Genomic DNA, 20,078 nt, shown 5'->3' with positions numbered 1-20,078 from the left:
GCTCCCGGACCGGTCCGGGACACGACCACGATCGGATCAGGACTCACGTGGCGGTTGACGAGCTGACCCCCGGCGACCTCATGGCGAAGCTGCCCAGGGCCCCCGAACTCACCGAGCGCCCGTGGACGGTGCGCTGGGACGAGGCGGACGAACCGGTCGACCGGTTGTTCGCCGAACTCCTCCCGCCCGAGACGGAGTTCTTCACCTCGGGGAGCACGGGGCGGCCGCGGTCCTGGTTCCGCACCCGTGAGCAGCTCATGGACGAGGCCCGTCTGCTCGCCGACCTGGTGGTCGGCCACCGCCCGGAGGCGGTCCTGTCCTTCGCCCCGCCCCGGCACGTCTACGGCATGCTCGCCAGCGTGCTGGTGCCCGCCTACCTGGGCGTGCCGGTCTGGTACGTCTCCCAGTTCGCGCCGCTCCCGCCGGTGGACGGCCGCCGCTGGGCGGTGATGGCCATCCCCTGGACCTTCCGCATCCTGCGGCAGCGCCGGGAGTGGCTCGCCTCCGCCGAGCACCTGGCCTTCGTGCACAGCACGGCGGTCCTGCCGCAGAGCGCGGTGGACCTGATGGCCGGTCTGGGGGACCGGGCGAGCCTGGTGGAGATCTTCGGGTCCACGGAGACCGGCGGCGTCGCCCACCGGGTGTGGGGTCCCAACGACCCGCCGTGGCGCCTCTTCCCCGACGTCGAGTTCGGCGGCGGGCCCGCCGCCCCGGCGGCGGAGGCGCCCCTGGTGGTGCGCAGCCCCCGTCTGGCCCGCCCCCAGGACGGGACGGCGGGCCCCGAGTGCCGCATGGACGACCACGTGGTCCGCGTGGGGGAGCGCGGTTTCGGTTTCGCCGGGCGCAGGACCCGGCTGGTCAACGTCAACGGCCGCCGCCTGGACCTGGACGCCATGGAGGAGACCCTGGCCGGCGCCCTGGAATGCGAGGACCTCGCCTGCGTCCCGGTGCGCGACCCCCTGACGGGGGAGCACTTCGACCTGCTGGTCGTACCGGGGGAGAACGGCGTCCCGGGCGCCGACGAGATGGCGCGGGCCCTGGACCAGATCGCGTACCGCCCCCGGAGGGTGTGCGCGGTGGAGCGGATCGACCGCTCCGAGACAGGCAAACTACGGCGCGTGCAGCCGACGCGCGCCCGCCCCGAAGGAGTGGACAGTTGACGCCTACGCCGAGCAGCCTGGCCGAGGTCCTCCGCCAGGCCGAACCGGACGCGCGCATCGGATGGACCGAGGAGGACCTCTCGCGCATGCGCGCCAGCGCCACGACCATGGCCAAGCACCTGGCCGAGGGCGCCGACGTCTACGGCGTCACGCGCGGCTTCGGCCCGCTCGTGGCCTTCCCCGCGGCGGAGTCCGCGGGCGAGCAGGGGGAGGGGCTCATCTCCCACCTCGGCAGTGCCCAGGGCGAGCCGCTCCCGCCCGAGGTCAGCAGGCTCGTGGTCGCGCTGCGCCTCACCAGCATGCGCCGGGGCTACTCGGCGGTCTCGGTCGACTTCTGGCAGGAGCTCGTCGGCCTGTGGAACCGGGGCTTCACACCCGTCATCCCGCGGGAGGGCACCGTCAGCGCGAGCGGCGACCTCCAGCCCCTGGCCAGCGCCGCCCTGGCCTTCGCCGGGCAGGGGGAGGCGTGGGTGTCCGACGGCCCCGGCCGGTGGTCCCGCGTGCCCGCCGACGAGGCCCTCGCCCGACTGGGCGCCGCCCCCGTGCGCTGGAGCGCCCGCGAGGCCCTCTCCTTCGTCAACGGCAGCGGGGTCAGCCTCGCGGTGACCCTGCACAACCACCAGCAGGTCGAGGACGTCGTGCGCGCCTCGGCGATGATGACGGCGCGGATGGCGGACCTGCTGGGGGCCAACCCCCAGGCGTACGCGCACGGTGTCGCCGAGGCCCGGGGACAGGCGGGCCAGACCGCGGTCGCGGCCTGGATCAGGTCCGACCTGCCCGCCGGAGCCGAGCGCGCGCCCTCGCGACCCCTCCAGGAGCCCTACAGCCTGCGGTGCGCGCCGCAGGTGCTGGGCGCGGTCCTGGACCAGCTCTCCGCCGCCTCGCGCATCCTGCTGCGCGAGGCGGTCGGGACCACCGACAACCCGGTCAGCCACGGTGACGAGGTCCTGCACGGGGGCAACTTCCACGCGATGCCGGTGGGGTTGTGCTCGGACCAGATCGGCCTGGCCCTCCAGCAGGTCGCCTACCTGGCCGACCGGCAGCTCTCCCTGCTCTGCGCCTCGGAGACCAACGGGGGCCTGCCCCCCATGCTCACCCCCCGGCCCGGCGCGGGCAGCGGTCTGGCCGGGGTCCAGGTGAGCGCCACCTCGTTCGTCTCGCGCATCCGCCAGCTCGTGACGCCCGCCAGCCTCACCGCCCTGCCCTGCAACAACGGCAACCAGGACCACGTGCCGATGGCGCTGAACGGCGCCAACTCCGTGGCCCAGGCGATCGAGCTGGCCTGGCTCGTCGTCGGTTCGCTCGGCGTGGGCCTGGCGCAGCTCGCCGCGCTCTCGGGCCGGTCCGAGGAGGCGGGGCCGTGGGCCCGGATCGCCGAGCTCAGCCCGCCGCTGGACCGCGACCGCCCCCTGGCCGCCGAGGTGCGGGCCGTGCGCGACGCCCTGGCCGAGGAGGCCGCCCGCAGAGCCGACCGGTGGCCCCTGCCTGAGCTGTGACGGCGGCCGGGGCGGGCGCGCTCCGGCCCTTCGCTACCTTCGTCCCGCGCCCCGGTCCGGGGGCGCGCCGCCGACCGGGCGCGCATCCGGGCGGGCCCCGGCCGCCCGCCGCGACCGGACAGGAAGGGTTCCCCTTGAAGACGCCAGAACTATGGATCCGCGGCCTCGGCGTGTACCTGCCCGAGACCCGGGTGAGCGTGCGGTCCGCGGTCGAACGGGGCCTCACGACGGCGGAGGAGGCCGCCGTGCACGACATGGTCGGCGCCGCCGTGGCCGACGACCTGCCCGCGCCGGAGATGGCGCTGCGCAGCGCCCGCGAGGCCTTCGAGCGGGCCGGGGCCAGCCCGGACGACGTGCGTGTCCTGCTGTACGCCGACACCTGGCACCAGGGCCCGGACGGCTGGTTCCCCCAGTACCACCTCCAGCACCACCTGGTCCGCGGCGACGTCATCGCCGCCGAGGTGCGCCAGGGGTGCAACGCCCTGTTCACCGCCATGGAGCTGTGCGTCCCCCACCTGAGGGAGGCGCCCGAGGACGCGACGGCGCTCCTCGTCGCCGCGGACAACTTCGGCACCCCGGGCGTCGACCGGTGGCGGTCGGGCGCCTTCGTACTGGGCGACGGCGCCTGCTCCGTCCTCCTCGGCCGGCGCCCCGGACCCGCGCGGGTGCTCGCGGTGGGGTCGATGGTCGTCCCCGAGCTGGAGCAGCACCACCGCTCGGGTGAGCCGGACTTCCCGCCCGCGGCGACCACCGGCTCGCTCCTCGACTTCCGGGCCAGGGCCCGTGACCACGCCCGGCAGGGCGAGCGGGACCCGGAGGTGAACATCGCCTGGTTCACCCTCCAGAAGAAGATGATGCTGCTGGTGGGCCGGACCCTGGCCGAGGCCGGGGTGGGTTTCGGGGACATCTCCCGGGCGGCCTTCGGCAACCTGGGCCCCGAGGCGGTGGAGCACCGCTGGATGGAGGTCCTCGGCCTGCCGATGGAGCGCTCCACGTGGGAACACGGCCGCACCATCGGGCACATCGGCGCGGCCGACCCCTTCATCGGCCTGCGCCACCTCATGGACGAGGGCGAGGTCGGGCCGGGGGACCACGTCATCCTGGGCGGACTCGGATCGGGGATGACGGTCTCCTGCGCCGTGGTGAGGATCGCCGAACCCCCGTCCGGCTCCTGAGACGGAAGGGACACCGTGGACTTCGACCCGACCCCCGAGCAGCGGGAGAGGGGTGAGCGCGTCGCCGCGCTCGTCCGGGACCGCCTCGGCGGGGCCCCGCCCCGCGAACACGACCAGCCGCTGACCCGCGAGGAGTGGCGGACCGCGGCCGAGGCCGGACTGACCGGTGCGTGCCTGCCCGCCTCCGTGGGCGGCGGCGGGCTCGGCGCGCTCGACACCGCCCTCGCCCTGGAAGCCCTCGGTTCGGCCTGCCCCGACGCCGGTCTGCCCTTCGCGGTGGCCGCCCACCTGCTGGCCTGCGGCGTCCCCATGAGCGAGTTCGGCCGCGGCCCGGAGGTCACCGACCTGCTCCGGGGCATGGCCGGCGGGGAACTGGTCGCGGGCAACGCCGCGACCGAGGAGGGCGCGGGCTCCGACGTCAACGCCATGGCGACCACGGCCCGGCCGGAGGACGGGGGCTACGTGCTCGACGGGACCAAGTCCTTCGTGAGCAACGCGGCCGAGGCCGACGTCCTGGTCGCCTACGCGGTCACCGACCCGTCGGCGGGCTTCTTCGGCGTCACCGCGTTCGCCGTGCCGCGCGGCACGGCCGGGGTCACCGTCGGCCCGACACTGCGCAAGGCGGGACTGCACGCCTGCGCGGCGGCGCCGGTGACCTTCTCCGGCTGCCGCGTGCCCGCCTCGCTCAGGCTGGGCGCCGAGGGGCAGGGGAACGCGGTCTTCCAGTTCTCCATGGCCTGGGAGCGGGCCTGCCTCCCGGCGATCTACCTGGGCGCCATGGAGGACCAGATGGGCAGGGTCGCGGCGCACGTGCGCGGCCGCAGGCAGTTCGGGCGGCCGATCAGCGAGTTCCAGGCGGTCTCGCACCGGGTGGCCGCGATGCGCCAGAGGCTGGAGGGCGCCCGCCTCCTGCTCTACCGCGCCTGCTGGCTGCTCGACCGGGCCAGGCCGGAGGCCGACACCGCCGTCTCCCTGGCCAAGGTCGCGGTCACCGAGGCGGCCGTGGCCAACGGGCTCGACGCCGTGCAGCTCTTCGGCTCCTCCGGCTACCTCGTCGGCACGGGGATGGAGCAGCGGCTGCGCGACGCCCTGCCCGGCACCCTCGTCTCGGGCACGAGCGAGATCCAGCGCGAGATCATCGCCCGGGGGGAGGGCCTGTGAACCTCCAGGACCTGGTCCGCCGGTCCGCGCGCGAGGCGCCCGAGCGCACCGCGCTGCGCTGCGGGGGCCGGGAGCTGACCTACGCGGAGCTGGACGCGGAGGCCGACGCCATGGCCGCCGACCTGGCGGCGCTGGGCGCGGGCCCCGGCGAGCGCGTCCTGGTCTGGGCGGAGAAGGGCCTGCGCGCCGTCGCCGCGTCCCAGGCGGTGCTCCGGACGGGGGCCGTCCATGTTCCGGCCAGCGGCGCCATGCCGCCGGACCACGTCCTACGGATCGCCGGGGACTGCCGACCGCGTGTGGTCTGCGCCGCCGCCGCGGACCTGGAGCGGTTGCGCGGACGCCTCGGCGCGGACACGGCGTTCCTCGACATCGACGCCCCTCCGGCGCGGAGCGGGCCGGTCCCCGCCTGCACCGCGCCCGCGGACGCGCCCGCCTACGTGCTCTACACCTCGGGGTCCACCGGCAGGCCCAAGGGTGTGACGGTGAGCCACGCGGGCGCCCTGGCCTTCGTGGAGTGGGCCCGCGGGGAGCTGGACGCGGGGCCGGGGGACCGCTTCGCCAACCACGCCTCGCTCACCTTCGACCTGTCGGTCCTGGACCTGTACACCGCCTTCAGCGCGGGGGCGTCGGTCACGCTGATCCCCGAGGGGTACTCCTTCGCGCCCGACCTGCTCGTGGACCTCGTCCACAGCGAGGGCGTGACCGTCTGGTACTCCGTGCCCTCGGCGCTGGTGCTGATGATCCGCGACGGCGGGCTCGCCGACCGGCCCCCGCCTCCGGCCCTGCGCGCCGTGCTCTTCGCCGGGGAGGCGCTCCCTCCGGAGTACGCCCGGCGCCTGGCGGAGTGGAGCCCCGCACGGCTGCTCAACCTGTACGGACCCACCGAGACCAACGCGTGCACCTTCCACGAGGTGGTGCCCGCCGACCTGGAGGACGGGAGGCCGCTGCCCATCGGCCGGGCCACCGCGGGCAACCGCGTCTGGGTGCGCGCGGACACGGGCGGACCCGCGGCTCCGGGCGAGGCCGGAGAACTGGTGGTGGACGGTCCCACGGTGATGCTCGGCTACTGGGGGGCGCCGCCCGTGGAGGGCCCCTACGCCACGGGCGACCTGGCACGCGTGCGCGAGGACGGCGTGTTCGAGTTCCTGGGGCGCCGCGACCACATGGCCAAGGTCCGCGGGTACCGCGTCGAGCCGGGGGCGGTGGAGGCGGCGCTGGAGCGCAGCCCGGACGTCGAGGAGGCGGCCGTCGTGGTGACCGGGAGCGGGGTCACGGCGGCCATCACGGCGTTCGCCGTCCTGAGGAGGGGCGCCCGGCTGGGAGTGCTGGGGCTCAAGCGCCACGCCTCGCGGCACCTGCCCGCCTACATGATCCCGGACGCGGTGCGCTTCACCGAGGCGCTGCCGCGCACACCCAACGGCAAGACCGACAGACTGGAGCTCGCCCGGTGGGCGCGTGCTCCGGAGCGGAGGGAGAACACGTGACGAAGGACGCCAGCGAGCAGGAGGTGCGGGAACTCCTCCTGCTCTTCGTCCGCGACCGGTTCCTGGACGGCGACCCCCACGGCGAGCTGACCGAGGACTCACCGCTGCGGGAGTGGGGTGTGCTCACCTCCCTCAACACCGCCGTCCTGATGAACCACATCCACACCGGCCTGGGCGTGCGGATCCGGGCCGAGAGGATCGACCCCCGCGCGTTCACCGACGTCCGCAGCATCGCGGCGATGCTGTGCGCCGGGAGGGCCGGGGAGGCCTGAGCGGCCACGGCCCCCCGGGGTCACCAGGACCACGCCTCGGGGGCGGGGCCGCCCTTGCCGACCGGGGGGAACAGGGCGTCGATCCGTTCGCCGTCCCCCTCGCCGAGCCCCGTCTCCAGGGCCCGCAGCGCCCCGTCGAACTGCTCCAGGGTGCGCGGCCCGACGATCGTCGAGTGCACCTCCGGGCGTGACAGGACCCAGGCGATGGACAGTTCGGCGGGGTCCCTGCCGATCTCGTCGCACAGGTCCTCGTAGGCGGCGATCGTCTCGCGCCGCTCCTCCAGCGCCTGCATCGCCCGGCTCTTGACCGTCTTGACCGCGGTGCCCTCGCGCAGCTTGCGGATGGCGCCGCCGAGCAGGCCGCCGTGCAGGGGCGACCAGGTCAGGACCCCGATGCCGTACGCCTGCGCCGCGGGGAGCACCTCCAGCTCCACGTGGCGCGTCACCAGGTTGTAGGCGCACTGCTCGGAGACCAGGCCGAGGAAGTTCCTGCGGTTGGCGGCCTCCTGCGCCGCCGCCAGGTGCCAGCCCGCGAAGTTGGAGGAGCCGACGTAGCGGACCTTGCCCTGGTGGACCAGGATCTCCATCGCCTGCCAGACCTCCTCCCACGGCGCGTTGCGGTCCACGTGGTGCATCTGGAAGAGGTCGATCCAGTCGGTGCCCAGCCGCCGCAGGGACCCCTCGCACGAGGCGATGATGTGGCGGGCCGACAGGCCGCGGTCGTTGGGCCAGTCGCTCATCGGGTTGAAGACCTTGGTGGCCACGATGGAGCGTTCGCGACGTCCGCCGCCCCTGCCGAACCACTCGCCGATGAGCTCCTCGGTCATGCCCTTGTGGACCTGCCATCCGTAGTGGTTGGCGGTGTCGAAGAAGTTGACGCCGTGGGAGAGGGCCCTGTCCATCATCGCGAAACTCTCGTCCCTCGGGGTGTTCACGCCGAAATTCAGCGTTCCCAGGCAGAGCCGGCTGACCTCAAGAGCGGTCCGGCCAAGGCGTGTGTACTGCATTCTCTCCCCTGTTTCATGGTGTCTCTCGCGGAGAAAACGGGACTCGGGGTCGGACGGAGCTCTCATCCGCTGAAGAAGCCCACGGGTAGGCCGCCACTTTTCCGGAGCAGGAAAGGCCGTCGGGGGAAGGCTTCCACGTTCCGGGGAAAGGCCGCGCCGGTATGCTCCGGTCCGGCGGATTCGGGCCGGGACCGACCCGCTCCCGGCGGACGAATGGCACCGTATCCCGGGCCCCGTGAACTCGACGCGGCCGAGGGCCCCTCCTCCGCCGCCGAGCCGCGCGGCGCCCGCCCCGGTCCCGGAAGCGGGTTCGGCCCTCCATCTGGGAGATGACCCCTTGCGTGTACTACTCGCCTCCTACGCGGAGAAGACGCACTTCATCGGCATGGTGTCCCTGGCGTGGGCGCTGCGCGCCGCCGGGCACGAGGTGCGCGTCGCCAGCCAGCCCGGACTGGCGGGGTTCCTGAGGAGTGCGGGTCTGCCCGCCGTCCCGGTCGGGCGGGACCACCTGCTGCGCGAGCGGTTCGAGCTGGTGACGCAGTGGGGCGAGGGCGACGCCCCGGGGCTGTTCGACGTGGGGGAGAGCTGGCCCGGCGACCTGTCCTGGGACGAGATGCGCTGGGGCCTGCGCGACACCGCGGCCTGGTGGTGGCGCATGGTGAACGACCCGATGCTGGAGGACCTGGTCGCCTTCTGCCGCGAGTGGCGCCCCGACCTGGTCGTGTGGGAGGCGACGACGTTCGCGGCCCCCGTCGCCGCGGAGGCGTGCGGTGCGGCGCACGTGCGCTTCCTGTGGAGCCTGGACCTGTTCGCCGCGATGCGCGAACAGTACCTGCGCCACATGGAACGACAGCCCCCACAGGAACGCGACGACCCCCTCGCCGCATGGCTGGGCGACCGCGCCGCCCGCCACGGCGTCGACTTCTCCGAAACCCTCGTCCGCGGCCAGGCCACCCTGGACTACCTGCCCGCCTCCCTGGGCGTGCCCGCCCCCACCGGAGCCCGCCGCCTGCCCATCCGCTACGTGCCCTACAACGGACGCGCCGTCGTCCCCGACTGGCTGCGCACACCCCCCACCCGCCCCCGCGTCTGCCTCAGCGTGGGGAGCAGTACGACTGAGTGGTTCGGCGGGTACACGTTCTCCCTGGCCGAGGTGGTGCGCGGCCTCGGCGAACTGGACGCGGAGGTGGTCGCGACCCTGCCCCCCGAGGAGGAGGCCGCACTCGGCGCGGTCCCGGACAACGTGCGGCTGGTGGGGTACGCCCCCCTGCACGTCCTGGCCCCCACCTGCGACGTCATGATCACCCACGCGGGGCCGGGGACCCTGTGCTCCGGGCTCTCCCACGGCGTCCCCCAGCTCCTCGTCCCCGGCCCCCGCCTCGACGCCCCCCTGCTCGCACGGCTGGTGGAGCGGGAGGGGGCCGGGCTGGTGGTGCCGTCGGGCGAGGCGGGGGCCGACAGCGTCCGCGACGCGACCCGGCGCCTGCTGGAGGACCCCTCCCACGCCGAGGCGGCGCGGCGCCTGCGCGGGGAGATGGCCGCCATGCCCTCGCCCGCGGAGGCGGTGCGCGGCCTGCCCCGCGTCCTGGAGGGTCTGGGCGCCTCCGTCTGAGGGACGGTCCCGCCAGCGGGACAACGGGTGCCCCGTGGCGGCGGTGTCTGAGTGCTCCTCCCGCGGTCCGTGTTCAGGTGCGGGTGAGGCCGGCGAGGGTGTGGGCGAGGTCGGCGGGGGTGGGCATGGCGTCCATGCGTGCGCGCAGGGCGCGGGCGGCGCTTGTGTGGCGGGGGTCCTCCAGGAGGGTGCGCACGCCTGCGGCGACGGTGGCGGCGTCCAGGCGGTCGGGGTCCACGACCCTGCCCGCCCCGGCCTCCTCCACCAGCCCGGACAGCAGGACCGTGTCGAACATGTGCGCGTTGGGTGACAGGAGTTGGGGGACTCCGTGGGCGAGGCCGGTCAGGACGGTGCCGGGGCCGCCGTGGGTGACCATGGCGGCGCAGGTGGGGGCCAGGGCGTGCAGGGGGACGTACTCGACCAGGCGGGCGTTGCCGGGGACGGCGCCGAGCTTGGCCTGCTCACTGGCGGGCAGGGTGGCCACCACCTCCACGTCCAGCTCGGCCAGACCCTCCAGGATCTCCCCGGCGGAGACCCGGTGACCGCCGTACCACTCGTTCGCGCTGGTCCCGAGGCTGAGTCCGATCCGGGGGCGGTCGGGTTGTGTGCGCAGCCAGTGGGGGACGACGGCGCGTCCGTTGTAGGGCACGTAGCGCACCGGCAGGTACTCCAGGTGCGCGGGCGTGTCCACCCGCAGGGACGCGGGGACCTGCTCGACGGTGGCCTGGCCGTGGACCAGGGTCTCGGAGAAGTTCACCCCGTACCGGGCCGCCCTGGTCCCCAGCCACGCGGCCAGGGGGTCCTCGCGCCGTGAGGCGGGCTGTTCGCCCATCCGCGCCAGGAAGCGCGCGCGGGTGCGGGCGAAGATGTCGGCCCCCCACAGGTAGCGCACGTGCGCGGCCCCGCAGGCCTCGGCGGCGATCGCCCCGGAGAAGGTGATGGGCTCCCACACGACCAGGTGGGGGCGCCACTCGCGGCAGAGGGCGACCAGGTCGTCGACCATGGGGTCGTTGACCATCCGCCACCACCACTGCACGGTCAGGCGGTAGCCCTCCAGGAGGTAGTCCCAGGTCAGGACCTCGTCACGGTCCTCGGCCATGTCGAAGTCGTCGTCCTCCCCGCCGGTCATCGCGTGGTACTGCCGCATGACCCTGCGCAGGAGGTGGTCCCTGCCCACGGGGGAGAAGGGCAGGCCCGTCCCGGTGACCACCGCCTCCAGTTCGGGCTGGCTGGCCACCCGGACCTCGTGGCCCGCGGCGCGCAGCGCCCACGCCAGGGGCACCAGCCCCAGGAAGTGGGTCCGCTCCGCCTGCGTCGCGATCAGCACGCGCACGGCCGTCGCCTCCGTCCTTCGTGTGCGGTCCCGCGCACCGGGTCGGGAACCGGGGCGCTCCCGGTTCCGCCGCCCCCGGTGGCGGGCCTGTTACCTTTCCGGCGGGCGGTCCAATCACCGCGCAACCGGGTTTGCCAAGAGCCGCTTCCGCGCGGATATCATTGCCCAGCCGATCCGGCCGGTGCTTTATCTGTCCTCGACAAAGGGGATTGTAGAGAAGCTGGCTGTTCCGATTCCGACGATGATTCCCTCGATGTTGCCCCGTGCGTCCCTGGCCACGGGAAGTAGTGAAGAAAGAGTGGGAGAATCCGGCCTCCGGGCCAGGTGAATGGCCGGGTACGGAACCCGACTTTTCTCGTCAAGGTCCCTCCGGACCTGTTTTCCCTGTAGCGCCGGGCTGAGAGTCGAATGGAGATCGTATGCGTTTCCTGCTGGACCGGGAGGAGATCACCGTCTCGGTCGTCGGCCTGGGGTACGTGGGGTCGTGCGTGGCCGCCAGCCTGGCGTCCAACGGGGTGAACGTCGTGGGCGTCGACGTGGACGCCCACCCGGTCGAGGAGATGGAGGCGGGCCGCTGCCACCTCAAGGAGCCCGGACTGCCCGAACTGGTGGCCCGGGGGCGGGACGCCGGGCGCCTGCGCGCCACGACCGACTACTCCGCGATCTCCTCGGCGGACGTGGTCGTCGTCGCGGTCGGCACGCCGGTCCGGGAGGACGGCACCCTCGTCGAGACCCAGATCAGGAGCGCGGCCGCCGAGGCGGGCCGCCACCTGCGCCGCGGGCAGCTCCTCGTCTTCAAGAGCACGGTCCCCCCGGGCACGACCCGTGATCTCGTCGTCCCCCTGCTGGAGAGCGGCGGGCTGACGTGCGGCGAGGACTTCGGTCTGGCCTTCTGCCCCGAGCGGCTGTCGCAGGGCAACGCCCTGGCGGAGATCCGGGAGCTGCCCGTGGTCGTCGGCGGGTGGGACGCGGAGAGCGGGGCCGCCGCCGCGAGGTTCTGGGAGTCCCGGCTCGGCGTGCGGACCGTCGTCTGCTCCTCCATGGAGGCCGCCGAGACGGTCAAGCTCCTCAACAACTGGTGGATCGACCACAACATCGCCCTGGCCAACGAGCTGGCCCGCTTCTGCACGTCGATCGGGGTGGACGCGATGGAGGTCATCGCCGCCACCAACGAGGTGCCCAAGGGCGGAGGGACCATCAACGTCCTCTCGCCGGGGGTCGGGGTCGGAGGCTCCTGCCTGACCAAGGACCCCTGGATGCTGTGGCGCTCCGCCCGGGACAGGGGCGTGCACCTGGGAACCGTCGTCTCGGCCCGCGGCGCCAACGACGCGATGCCCGGCTACGTCGCGGGGCTCGTCACCGAGGGGCTGGACGCGCTGGGAACCCCCGCCGAGCGGGCCCGCGTGGCCGTGATCGGGCTGTCCTTCAAGAACAACACCGGCGACCTGAGGTCCACGCCGACCCTGCCCGTGGTCGCCGCGCTGCGCGACGCCGGGGCCGACGTGGCGGTGTTCGACCCGCTCGCCGACCCGGACGAGGTCCGCAAGACGTTCGGCCTGGAGCCCTCCCCCTCGGCGGAGGCGGCCGCGACCGGGGCCCACTGCCTCGCCGTGCTCGCCTGGCACGACGAGTTCGCCGCACTGGACATGGCGGCCCTGCGCCGCCTCACGGCGCGGGAGTGCCTCCTCCTGGACGGCAGGGCCCACTTCGACGACCAGACCGTCGAGTCCCTGACGGGGCTCGGTTTCACCTACCGAGGGATCGGACGGTAGACACGTGGCACGCGCCGTAGTGACCGGAGGGAACGGCTTCGTCGGAAGCCACCTCGTCGACCGGCTCCTCGCCAGGGGCGACGAGGTCGTGGTCTTCGACACGAGGGGGGCCCGGCCCGCGCCCGCCCCCTCATGGAAGGAGGTCGAGTACGTCCGGGGCAGCGTCAGCTCCTCCGAGCAGCTCGCCAAGGCGATCCGCGGGGGCGTGGACGTGGTCTACCACCTCGCCGCCGTGGTGGGGGTGGACCGGTACCTGGAGTCCCCCATGGAGGTCATCGACGTCAACTTCACGGGGACGCGCAACGTCCTGGACCTGGCCGAGCGCGCCGGGGCCAAGGTGGTCTTCGCCAGCACCAGCGAGGTGTTCGGCAAGAACCCCGACGTCCCCTGGAAGGAGGACGCCGACCGGGTCCTCGGCACGACCTCGGCGAGCAGGTGGAGCTACTCCTCCAGCAAGGCCCTGGCCGAGCACCTGACGTTCGGCTACATGGGCCGGGGGCTCAACGCCTCCATCGTCCGCTACTTCAACCTCTACGGGCCGCGCCAGCGCCCCGCCTTCCTCGTCAGCCGCAGCCTCCACCGCGCCCTGCGCGGCGAGCCCCCCGTCGTCTACGACGAGGGCGGCCAGACCCGCAGCTTCACCTACATCGACGACGCCGTCGAGGCGACGGTCCAGATCGGCACCCGTCCGGAGGCGGACGGCGAGTGCTTCAACGTCGGCAGCTCGGACGAGGTCACCATCCGCGAGGCCGTGGACCTGATCGTGGAGCTGACCGGCGGCAAGGTCGTCCCGACCTCGATCGACACGCGCGACAGGTTCGGGCACTCCTACCAGGACCTGGACCGGCGCATCCCCGACGCGGGGAAGATCCGCTCGCTCCTGGGCTGGAAGAGCACCACCTCGCTGCGGGAGGGGGTCGCCCGGACCATCGAGTGGGCCGAGGAGAACCCCTGGTGGCTCGAACAGCCGGAGAACACCACCGGCTGACCCCGCCGCGGCCGGTGCGCCACCGCCCCGTCCGCGCCCGGGCCGCCGAGTCCGGCGCGCCCGTCCGACGACGTCCGTGAGAAGCCGAGGAGTTGAGGTTGGTCCCCACCACCACGTGCCGTGTCTGCGAAGGAACGGTCACCCAGTTCATGGACTTCGGCCGCCAGCCGCTGTCCGACGCCTTCCGGGCGCCCGACGACACGAGCGAGGAGTTCTTCTACCGCCTCGCGGTCGGGCTCTGCCCGGACTGCCAGATGGTGCAGTTGATGGAGGAGGTGCCCCGGGAACGCATGTTCCACGAGGGGTACCCGTACTACTCCTCGGGCTCCACCGTGATGCGCTCCCACTTCGAGGCGACCGCCGAGAAGCTCCTCGCGGAGCACCTGACCGGCTCCGACCCCTTCGTGGTCGAGCTGGGGTGCAACGACGGCGTCATGCTGGAGACGGTGGCCCGCGCGGGCGTGCGCCACCTCGGGATGGAGCCCTCCGGAGCCGTGGCCGAGGTCGCCCGCGGCAAGGGCGTGCGCGTGCGCAACGCCTTCTTCGAGAAGGCGACGGCCCTGGAGATCCTGGCCGAGGACGGGCCCGCCGACGTCGTCTACGCGGCCAACACCTTCTGCCACATCCCCTACGTGGACTCGGTACTGGAGGGGATCGGGGAGCTGCTGTCCCCCGGGGGCGTGTTCGTCTTCGAGGACCCCTACTTCGGTGACGTGAGCGAGAAGGCGTCCTTCGACCAGTTCTACGACGAGCACTTCTTCCTGTTCACCGCCTCCTCCGTGCGCAACATGGCGCGCAGGTTCGGCCTGGAGCTGGTCGACGTCGAGCGTCTGCCCACGCACGGGGGCGAGCTGCGCTACACCCTGGCACGCGAGGGCTCCCGGGCCGCCTCCCCCGCCGTGGAGGCGATCCTGGAGGAGGAGAGGAAGCGGGAGCTGACCTCCCCGGAGTCGCTGGCCTCCTTCGCGGACCGGGTGCGGGGCAACTGCGACCGGCTCGTGGAGGAACTGCGCTCGCTGCGCGACCAGGGCCTGCGCGTGGTGGGCTACGGCGCCACCGCCAAGAGCGCGACCGTGCTCAACTTCTGCGGGATCGGCCCCGACCTGCTGGAGTTTGTCTGCGACACCACGCCGGCCAAGCAGGGGCGCCTGACGCCGGGCTCCCACGTGCCGGTGCGCGACCACGGCGCGTTCACGGCCTCCTACCCCGACCGCGCCCTCCTGCTGGCCTGGAACCACGCCGAGGAGATCATGGCCAAGGAGGAGGGGTTCCGCGAGGCCGGGGGACGCTGGATCCACTACGTCCCGGACGTCACCACCGTGTGAGGTCCACCCGCCCGCCCTCCCCCGCGGCCCGCGCCAGCCGGCGCGCGACCTCGGCGGGGGAGGGCATGGCGTCCACCTCCCCGCGCAGGCGTCGCGCCGCCTCGGCGTGGGAGGGGTCCTCCAGCAGCCTCCGGGTGCTCTCCCGGACGGCCTCGGGGGTGACCCGGGAGGGGTCCACGACCACCCCCGAGCCCTGCGCGGCCACCAGTGAGGCCAGCAGGGGCTCGTCGTACATGTGGTGCGGCACGGCCGACTGCGGGACCCCGTGCACCAGGCCGGACATCACGGTGCCCGCCCCGCCGTGGGTGATCATGGCGGCGCAGGTGGGGGTCAGGGCGTGCAGGGGGACGTACTCGACCAGGCGGGCGTTGTCGGGGACGGCGCCCAGCTTCTCCTGCTCGCGGGCGGGCAGGGTGGCCACGACCTCCACGTCCAGGTCGGCCAGGCCCTCCAGGAGGGTCGCGACGTCGACCGTGTAGCCGCCCAGGCGCTGGGTGGCCGTCGTCCCGAGGCTGAGGCAGACGCGGGGGCGGGTGGGGGGTGTGCGCAGCCAGTCGGGGACGACGGCGCGTCCGTTGTAGGGCACGTAGCGGATGGGCAGGCGGCGGGCTCCGGTGGGGGCGGGCACGCCCAGGGAGGCGGGCAGGTAGTCCAGGGTGGCCTGGCCGCGGACGAGGGTTTCGGAGAAGTCGACGCCGTGGCGGGCGGCGCGGTCGCCCAGCCATGCGGCGAGGGGGTCGTCGCGTTCCTGTGGGGGCTGTCGTTCCATGTGGCGCAGGTACTGTTCGCGCATCGCGGCGAACAGGTCCAGGCTCCACAGGAAGCGCACGTGCGCCGCACCGCACGCCTCCGCGGCGATCGCCGCGGAGAAGGTGATGGGCTCCCACACGACCAGGTCGGGGCGCCACTCGCGGCAGAAGGCGACCAGGTCCTCCAGCATCGGGTCGTTGACGACCTTCCACCACAGCGGCACCAGCACGTCGCGGTAGGCGGCCCGCAGCTCCTCCCCGGAGGGGACCTCCGGAGCCGCCACGCGCATCATGTCGAAGTCGGGGCGCATGTCCCGCGCCATGCGCCCGACCCAGGCGATCACCTGGGGGAGCACGTGGTCCGACCCCGCGGCGACGAACGGCAGCCCGGTCGCGGCCACCGTCGGCGCGAGTTCGGGCTGGCTGGCGACGCGCACCTCGTGCCCGGCGGCGCGCAGCGCCCATGCCAGGGGGGTCATCCCGATGAAGTGGGTCTTCTCGGAGAACGTTGCGAACAAGATACGCACCGGAGATCCTCACGATCTGTCAGAAATGCTAGGGCGAGGGTTTCGAAGGAATTAGTAAAACCTTTTCTCACATGACCTTCCTCCTTGCGTCCGGGCTCCGTCGCCGAGAGTGAGCACCGGTCGGGCCGCGTGTCGTCGAGTCGGGGCCCGCGGTTTGGCGTCCCACCTGCGCGACTTACCGTGTGCGCCGCCTAGCACAAAGTGCTTAATAATCAGGGGGTTGCCTGTACGCTCAGCTATCTCATACGCTGCTTTACGAACGGCGTTGACCGATACCGGCCATGTTGACGGACTGGTTATCGCCGGTTATCCACGACCGGTTTCGCTGCGGCATCGGCCAGGGAGGGTCTTCAGGCTCCAGTTGATTTCTTGACCTCTTTAAACCAGTTTGAAGACTGTGTCCGTTCTGTGCTCACCGCATATCTGCGCTGAGGGGTTGAGGATCGACTTCCGTCGACCGTTCCCCTTTTCACGTGTGCTCCCATGAACCCGGCGTCGACGTGTGCCCGGACCCTTGTCCGCACAACCCGCGAACATGCGCAGTGAGCCCTCTTACCGATATCAGACCACCTTGTCTTACAAGACGACTGATCCTGGCCCGAGCGCTGAGTTCTCTTGCCCTCTCAGGAAGGTCGATAAGGGGACCCACATGGAAGCAGTGATGAATCCGGACAGCCACGCCAGCCCCCAGGCGAAGGTCCCCGAAGCCAGACGGAGCCGGTCCGCCGCGGACTCGGGCGGCCGACGGGGCGCCTCGGGCAACCCCACCCGCAGAACGAGCCTCCACCTGCCCGACGGCATGGCCATGGTCGACTGGGAGCGCTGGGGACAGCACATCTTCGTCATCTCCGACGCGTCCGCCTGGTGGCTCGGGGACTGGCTCATCTACGGCCAGGAGAACTACCCCCAGCGGTACAAGCGCGCGATCGAGAAGACCTCCCTCGACTACCAGACCCTGCGCAACTACGCCTGGGTCGCCAGGAAGTTCGTCCCCGCCCGGCGCCGCGAGAAGCTGAGCTTCCAGCACCACGCCGAGGTGTGCGGCCTCCCGGAGGAGGAGCAGGAACGCTGGTTGGCCGAGGCCGAGGCGGGCCGCTGGTCCCGCAACGAGCTCCGCCGCCGCATCCGCCTCAAGGCCCGGGGAGTGGACCCCGCACGGGAGACCATATACGTTCAGGTCGCCATTAACCCGGAGCGGAAGAGGCAATGGCAGGAAGCCGCCGAGAGTTCTGGTATGAGTTTCCCGGAGTGGGCTTCCAAGGCCTTGGACATGGCTGCCAAGAAAATGATTGAGGTCGGCTGAGCCGAGACCCCGGGTCCGTTACGGACCCGCCGTTTATTTTGACTCCCCCCGTGGGAAAACCCCCGCCGGCGATTCTTCTGGTGTGCCGGAAACCGGTACGGAGCCGGGTGGTCGCCGCGCGGGGGCCACCCTTGCTGACACGATCCAGGCGCCCGGTTCTCCCGGCCGCGGGCGACCTGAAAACGGAGGAACACATGACGACCTATGTCTGGGGCTACCTGGAGGAGTACGAGAAGGAAAGGGAGGACATCCTCGACGCCGTGGACAAGGTGTTCAAGTCGGGGAAGCTGATCTGGGGCCCCTCCCTGGTGGCCTTCGAGGAGGAGTTCGCCCAGTACCACGGCGTGGCGCACTGCGCGGGCGTCGACAACGGCACCAACGCCATCGTGCTCGCCCTGCGCGCCCTGGGCGTCGGTGAGGGCGACGAGGTCATCACCGTGTCGAACACGGCCGCGCCCACGGTCCTGGCCATCGACCTGGTGGGGGCGCGCCCGGTCTTCGTCGACATCGACCCGGACACCTACCTCATGCGTGTGGACCAGGTCGCGGCGGCGATCACCGAGCGCACGCGCTGCATCCTGCCGGTCCACCTGTACGGGCAGTGCGTGGACATGGCCCCGCTGGAGGCGCTGGCCGCCGAGCACGGCCTGGTCGTCCTGGAGGACTGCGCCCAGGCGCACGGAGCCACCCACCACGGGCGCGTGGCGGGCTCCATGGGCCACGCCGCCGCCTTCTCCTTCTACCCGACGAAGATCCTCGGCGCCTACGGCCACGCGGGCGCGACGATCACCAACGACCCGGAGGTCGACGCCTCCCTCCGGCGCCTGCGCTACTACGGCATGGACCAGGAGCGCTACTACGTCGTCACGCCGAACGGGCAGAACAGCAGGCTCGACGAGGTCCACGCGGAGATCCTGCGCCGCAAGCTCGGCCGCCTGGACGAGTACATCGAGGGCCGCAGGGCGGTGGCCCGCGCCTACGACGAGGCGCTCGCCGACACGGACCTGGTCCTGCCCGCGACGGCGCCCGGGAACGAGCACGCCTACTACCTCTACGTGGTCCGCCACCCCGAGCGGGACCGGATCATCGAGGAGATGAAGGCCCACGACGTCGCGCTCAACGTCAGCTACCCGTGGCCCGTCCACACGATGTCCGGCTTCGCCCACCTGGGCTACGAGACCGGGAGTCTGCCGGTGACCGAGAAGCTGGCCCACGAGATCTTCTCGCTGCCGATGTACCCCTCGCTGCCCCGGCAGGAGCAGGACCGGATCATCGAGGCCCTGACCAAGACCCTGGCCAAGCTGTGACCGGTTCCGGGGACGGAGCCCGGTTCGCGCTCTCGGCGTCGGACCGGGCGGTACCGCTGGTGTCCGACGCCGAGTTCGCCCGGTGGTGGGAGAGCAGGCCCCGGCACGAACTGCTCTCCGTCGAGCGGGTCGGCTTCGACCACACGCGCAGCTGGTCCTTCTCCGCCGGGACCGGGGACCTCGTCCACGAGAGCGGCGGCTTCTTCTCCGTCCGGGGGCTGCGCGTGGCCTCCGGCGGTGCGGTGGTGCACCAGCCGGTCATCGACCAGCCGGAGATCGGCATCCTGGGCATCCTGGTCAAGGAGTTCGACGGGGTGCCCCACTTCCTGATGCAGGCCAAGTTCGAGCCCGGCAACGTCAACCTCCGCCAGATCTCGCCCACCGTGCAGGCCACGCGCAGCAACTACACGGGGGTCCACGGAGGCCGGGCCACCCCCTACGTGGAGTACTTCCGCGCTCCGCGCCGCGGCCGGGTCCTGGTGGACGTGCTCCAGTCCGAGCAGGGCGAGTGGTTCTGGCGCAAGCACAACCGCAACATCGTCGTCGAGGTGGGCCCCGACGAGGACGTCCCCGAGCACGAGGACTACCGGTGGTTCACGCTCCGGCAGATCCACGGGATGCTGCGCCGGGACAACCTCGTCAACATGGACGCCCGCACGGTGCTGTCCTGTCTGCCGGTGACCCGGGGAGAGGGGCCGGAGCCCGCGGACCCCTTCGAGCGGGCGCTCGCGCGCTCCTACGGGGACGGCGCGCTGCATCCGATGACCGGTGTGGTCAGCTGGTTCACCGAGGCCAAGACGGTCGTGGACTGGCGCTCCGAGCTGCTGCCGCTGCCCCGGGCCGAGGGGTGGCGCAGGACCGGGGACGAGATCTCCGGCGGCCCCGGGTTCCGGATCATCATGGTCTCGGTCTCGGCGCGCATCCGCGAGGTCGCGTCCTGGACGCAGCCGCTGCTCGCCCCCGAGAGGCACGGGTTCGCCGCCTTCCTGGTGCGCGAGATCGGCGGCGTGCTCCACGTCCTGGTCCGGGCACGCGCCGAACCGGGGACCCTCGACCGCGTCGAGATCACCCCGACGGTGCAGTACTCGGCCTCGGCGGAGGCGCTGGGCCGCCCGGAGCCCTTCGCCGCCCAGGCGGAGTCGCCGCCGGACCACCGCGTGCGCTACGACGCCCTGCTCTCGGAGGAGGGCGGGCGCTTCCACCACGCCCAGACCAGGTACCGGATCGTCGAAGCCGATCCGGACCTGCCCGCGGAGGTCCCCCCGGACTTCCTCTGGGTCACCGTCGCCCAGCTCATGGAGCTGGTCCGGCACGGCCACTACCTCAACATCGAGGCGAGGACCCTCCTCGTCTGCCTGCACACCCTGGGCTGAGGGCGGGGCGCGCCCCGCCCGGCCCGACCGGGAG

General features: G+C 72.6%; 16 protein-coding genes. 13 read left to right on the top strand and 3 right to left on the bottom strand.

The window, feature by feature from the left end; all coding sequences use genetic code 11:
* The first annotated feature begins 47 nt into the window (after positions 1 to 47).
* The 6 genes from NDAS_RS23320 to NDAS_RS23295 all read left to right on the top strand — a co-directional run bounded on the left by NDAS_RS23320 (position 48) and on the right by NDAS_RS23295 (position 6,748).
* Positions 48 to 1,160, top strand: coding sequence for an AMP-binding protein (locus tag NDAS_RS23320; protein ID WP_013155716.1), 1,113 nt, complete (start codon positions 48 to 50; stop codon positions 1,158 to 1,160).
* Positions 1,157 to 2,656: an aromatic amino acid ammonia-lyase gene (locus NDAS_RS23315; protein ID WP_013155715.1), complete on the top strand. Its 1,500-nt coding sequence runs from the start codon at positions 1,157 to 1,159 to the stop codon at positions 2,654 to 2,656. The genes NDAS_RS23320 and NDAS_RS23315 overlap by 4 nt, the downstream gene beginning before the upstream one ends.
* A gap of 134 nt (positions 2,657 to 2,790) precedes the next feature.
* Positions 2,791 to 3,831, top strand: coding sequence for a ketoacyl-ACP synthase III family protein (locus NDAS_RS23310; protein WP_013155714.1), 1,041 nt, complete (start codon positions 2,791 to 2,793; stop codon positions 3,829 to 3,831).
* 15 nt (positions 3,832 to 3,846) lie between these two features.
* Complete coding sequence (locus NDAS_RS23305) at positions 3,847 to 4,992, top strand: acyl-CoA dehydrogenase family protein (RefSeq protein ID WP_013155713.1); 1,146 nt, start codon at positions 3,847 to 3,849, stop codon at positions 4,990 to 4,992.
* Positions 4,989 to 6,476 carry an amino acid adenylation domain-containing protein gene (locus NDAS_RS23300; protein ID WP_013155712.1) on the top strand — a complete coding sequence of 496 codons (1,488 nt, stop codon included), beginning with the start codon at positions 4,989 to 4,991 and terminating at the stop codon, positions 6,474 to 6,476. The genes NDAS_RS23305 and NDAS_RS23300 overlap by 4 nt, the downstream gene beginning before the upstream one ends.
* Positions 6,473 to 6,748 carry a phosphopantetheine-binding protein gene (locus tag NDAS_RS23295; protein WP_013155711.1) on the top strand — a complete coding sequence of 92 codons (276 nt, stop codon included), beginning with the start codon at positions 6,473 to 6,475 and terminating at the stop codon, positions 6,746 to 6,748. Before NDAS_RS23300 ends, NDAS_RS23295 begins: the two co-directional genes overlap by 4 nt.
* Before the next feature lie 20 nt (positions 6,749 to 6,768).
* On the opposite strand, the gene NDAS_RS23290 is transcribed toward NDAS_RS23295, so the two are convergent.
* Complete coding sequence (locus NDAS_RS23290; protein ID WP_013155710.1) at positions 6,769 to 7,755, bottom strand: aldo/keto reductase; 987 nt, start codon at positions 7,753 to 7,755, stop codon at positions 6,769 to 6,771.
* A gap of 337 nt (positions 7,756 to 8,092) precedes the next feature.
* Here NDAS_RS23290 and NDAS_RS23285 point away from each other — a divergent pair, with 337 nt between their 5' ends.
* The gene (locus NDAS_RS23285) at positions 8,093 to 9,367 is read left to right on the top strand and encodes an activator-dependent family glycosyltransferase (protein ID WP_013155709.1); all 1,275 of its coding nucleotides are present in this window, start codon (positions 8,093 to 8,095) and stop codon (positions 9,365 to 9,367) included.
* A 73-nt stretch (positions 9,368 to 9,440) separates the two neighbouring features.
* Here the strand turns inward: NDAS_RS23285 and NDAS_RS23280 are convergent, their stop codons facing one another.
* Positions 9,441 to 10,700, bottom strand: coding sequence for an activator-dependent family glycosyltransferase (locus NDAS_RS23280; RefSeq protein ID WP_013155708.1), 1,260 nt, complete (start codon positions 10,698 to 10,700; stop codon positions 9,441 to 9,443).
* A gap of 419 nt (positions 10,701 to 11,119) precedes the next feature.
* On the opposite strand from NDAS_RS23280, the gene NDAS_RS23275 reads away from it, so the two are divergent.
* The 3 genes from NDAS_RS23275 (at position 11,120) to NDAS_RS23265 (ending at position 14,785) form a co-directional block, all read left to right on the top strand.
* Positions 11,120 to 12,472, top strand: coding sequence for a nucleotide sugar dehydrogenase (locus tag NDAS_RS23275; protein WP_013155707.1), 1,353 nt, complete (start codon positions 11,120 to 11,122; stop codon positions 12,470 to 12,472).
* Between the two features lie 4 nt (positions 12,473 to 12,476).
* Positions 12,477 to 13,460 (top strand): NAD-dependent epimerase/dehydratase family protein, encoded by a 984-nt coding sequence (locus NDAS_RS23270; RefSeq protein WP_013155706.1) that lies wholly within the window; start codon positions 12,477 to 12,479, stop codon positions 13,458 to 13,460.
* 98 nt (positions 13,461 to 13,558) lie between these two features.
* Positions 13,559 to 14,785, top strand: a complete 1,227-nt coding sequence (locus NDAS_RS23265) for a class I SAM-dependent methyltransferase (protein WP_013155705.1) — start codon at positions 13,559 to 13,561, stop codon at positions 14,783 to 14,785.
* Here the strand turns inward: NDAS_RS23265 and NDAS_RS23260 are convergent.
* Positions 14,772 to 16,061 (bottom strand): activator-dependent family glycosyltransferase, encoded by a 1,290-nt coding sequence (locus NDAS_RS23260; protein ID WP_013155704.1) that lies wholly within the window; start codon positions 16,059 to 16,061, stop codon positions 14,772 to 14,774. The genes NDAS_RS23265 and NDAS_RS23260 overlap by 14 nt on opposite strands.
* Positions 16,062 to 16,710: 649 nt before the next feature.
* Here NDAS_RS23260 and NDAS_RS23255 point away from each other — a divergent pair.
* The 3 genes from NDAS_RS23255 to NDAS_RS23245 all read left to right on the top strand — a co-directional run bounded on the left by NDAS_RS23255 (position 16,711) and on the right by NDAS_RS23245 (position 20,044).
* Entirely contained in the window at positions 16,711 to 17,364 is a 654-nt protein-coding gene (locus NDAS_RS23255; protein ID WP_013155703.1) for an LmbU family transcriptional regulator, read from the top strand.
* A gap of 194 nt (positions 17,365 to 17,558) precedes the next feature.
* A complete protein-coding gene (locus tag NDAS_RS23250; RefSeq protein WP_013155702.1) occupies positions 17,559 to 18,671 on the top strand; it encodes a DegT/DnrJ/EryC1/StrS family aminotransferase in 1,113 nt (370 codons plus the stop codon).
* Positions 18,668 to 20,044, top strand: coding sequence for an NDP-hexose 2,3-dehydratase family protein (locus NDAS_RS23245; protein WP_013155701.1), 1,377 nt, complete (start codon positions 18,668 to 18,670; stop codon positions 20,042 to 20,044). Before NDAS_RS23250 ends, NDAS_RS23245 begins: the two co-directional genes overlap by 4 nt.
* The last annotated feature ends 34 nt before the right edge of the window (positions 20,045 to 20,078 follow it).

Source organism: Nocardiopsis dassonvillei subsp. dassonvillei DSM 43111 (genome assembly GCF_000092985.1).
Classification (GTDB): Bacteria; Actinomycetota; Actinomycetes; order Streptosporangiales; family Streptosporangiaceae; genus Nocardiopsis; species Nocardiopsis dassonvillei.
The sequence above is the reverse complement of the archived record's forward strand: the minus strand, read 5'-3'. Positions and strand labels throughout refer to the sequence as shown.

Excerpts from the sequence above, each read along its gene's own strand:
- NDAS_RS23290 (WP_013155710.1), bottom strand. The coding sequence starts at position 7,755 with ATGCAGTACACACGCCTTGGCCGGACCGCTCTTGAGGTCAGCCGGCTC.
- NDAS_RS23275 (WP_013155707.1), top strand. The coding sequence starts at position 11,120 with ATGCGTTTCCTGCTGGACCGGGAGGAGATCACCGTCTCGGTCGTCGGC.
- NDAS_RS23255 (WP_013155703.1), top strand. The coding sequence starts at position 16,711 with ATGGAAGCAGTGATGAATCCGGACAGCCACGCCAGCCCCCAGGCGAAG.
- NDAS_RS23250 (WP_013155702.1), top strand. The coding sequence starts at position 17,559 with ATGACGACCTATGTCTGGGGCTACCTGGAGGAGTACGAGAAGGAAAGG.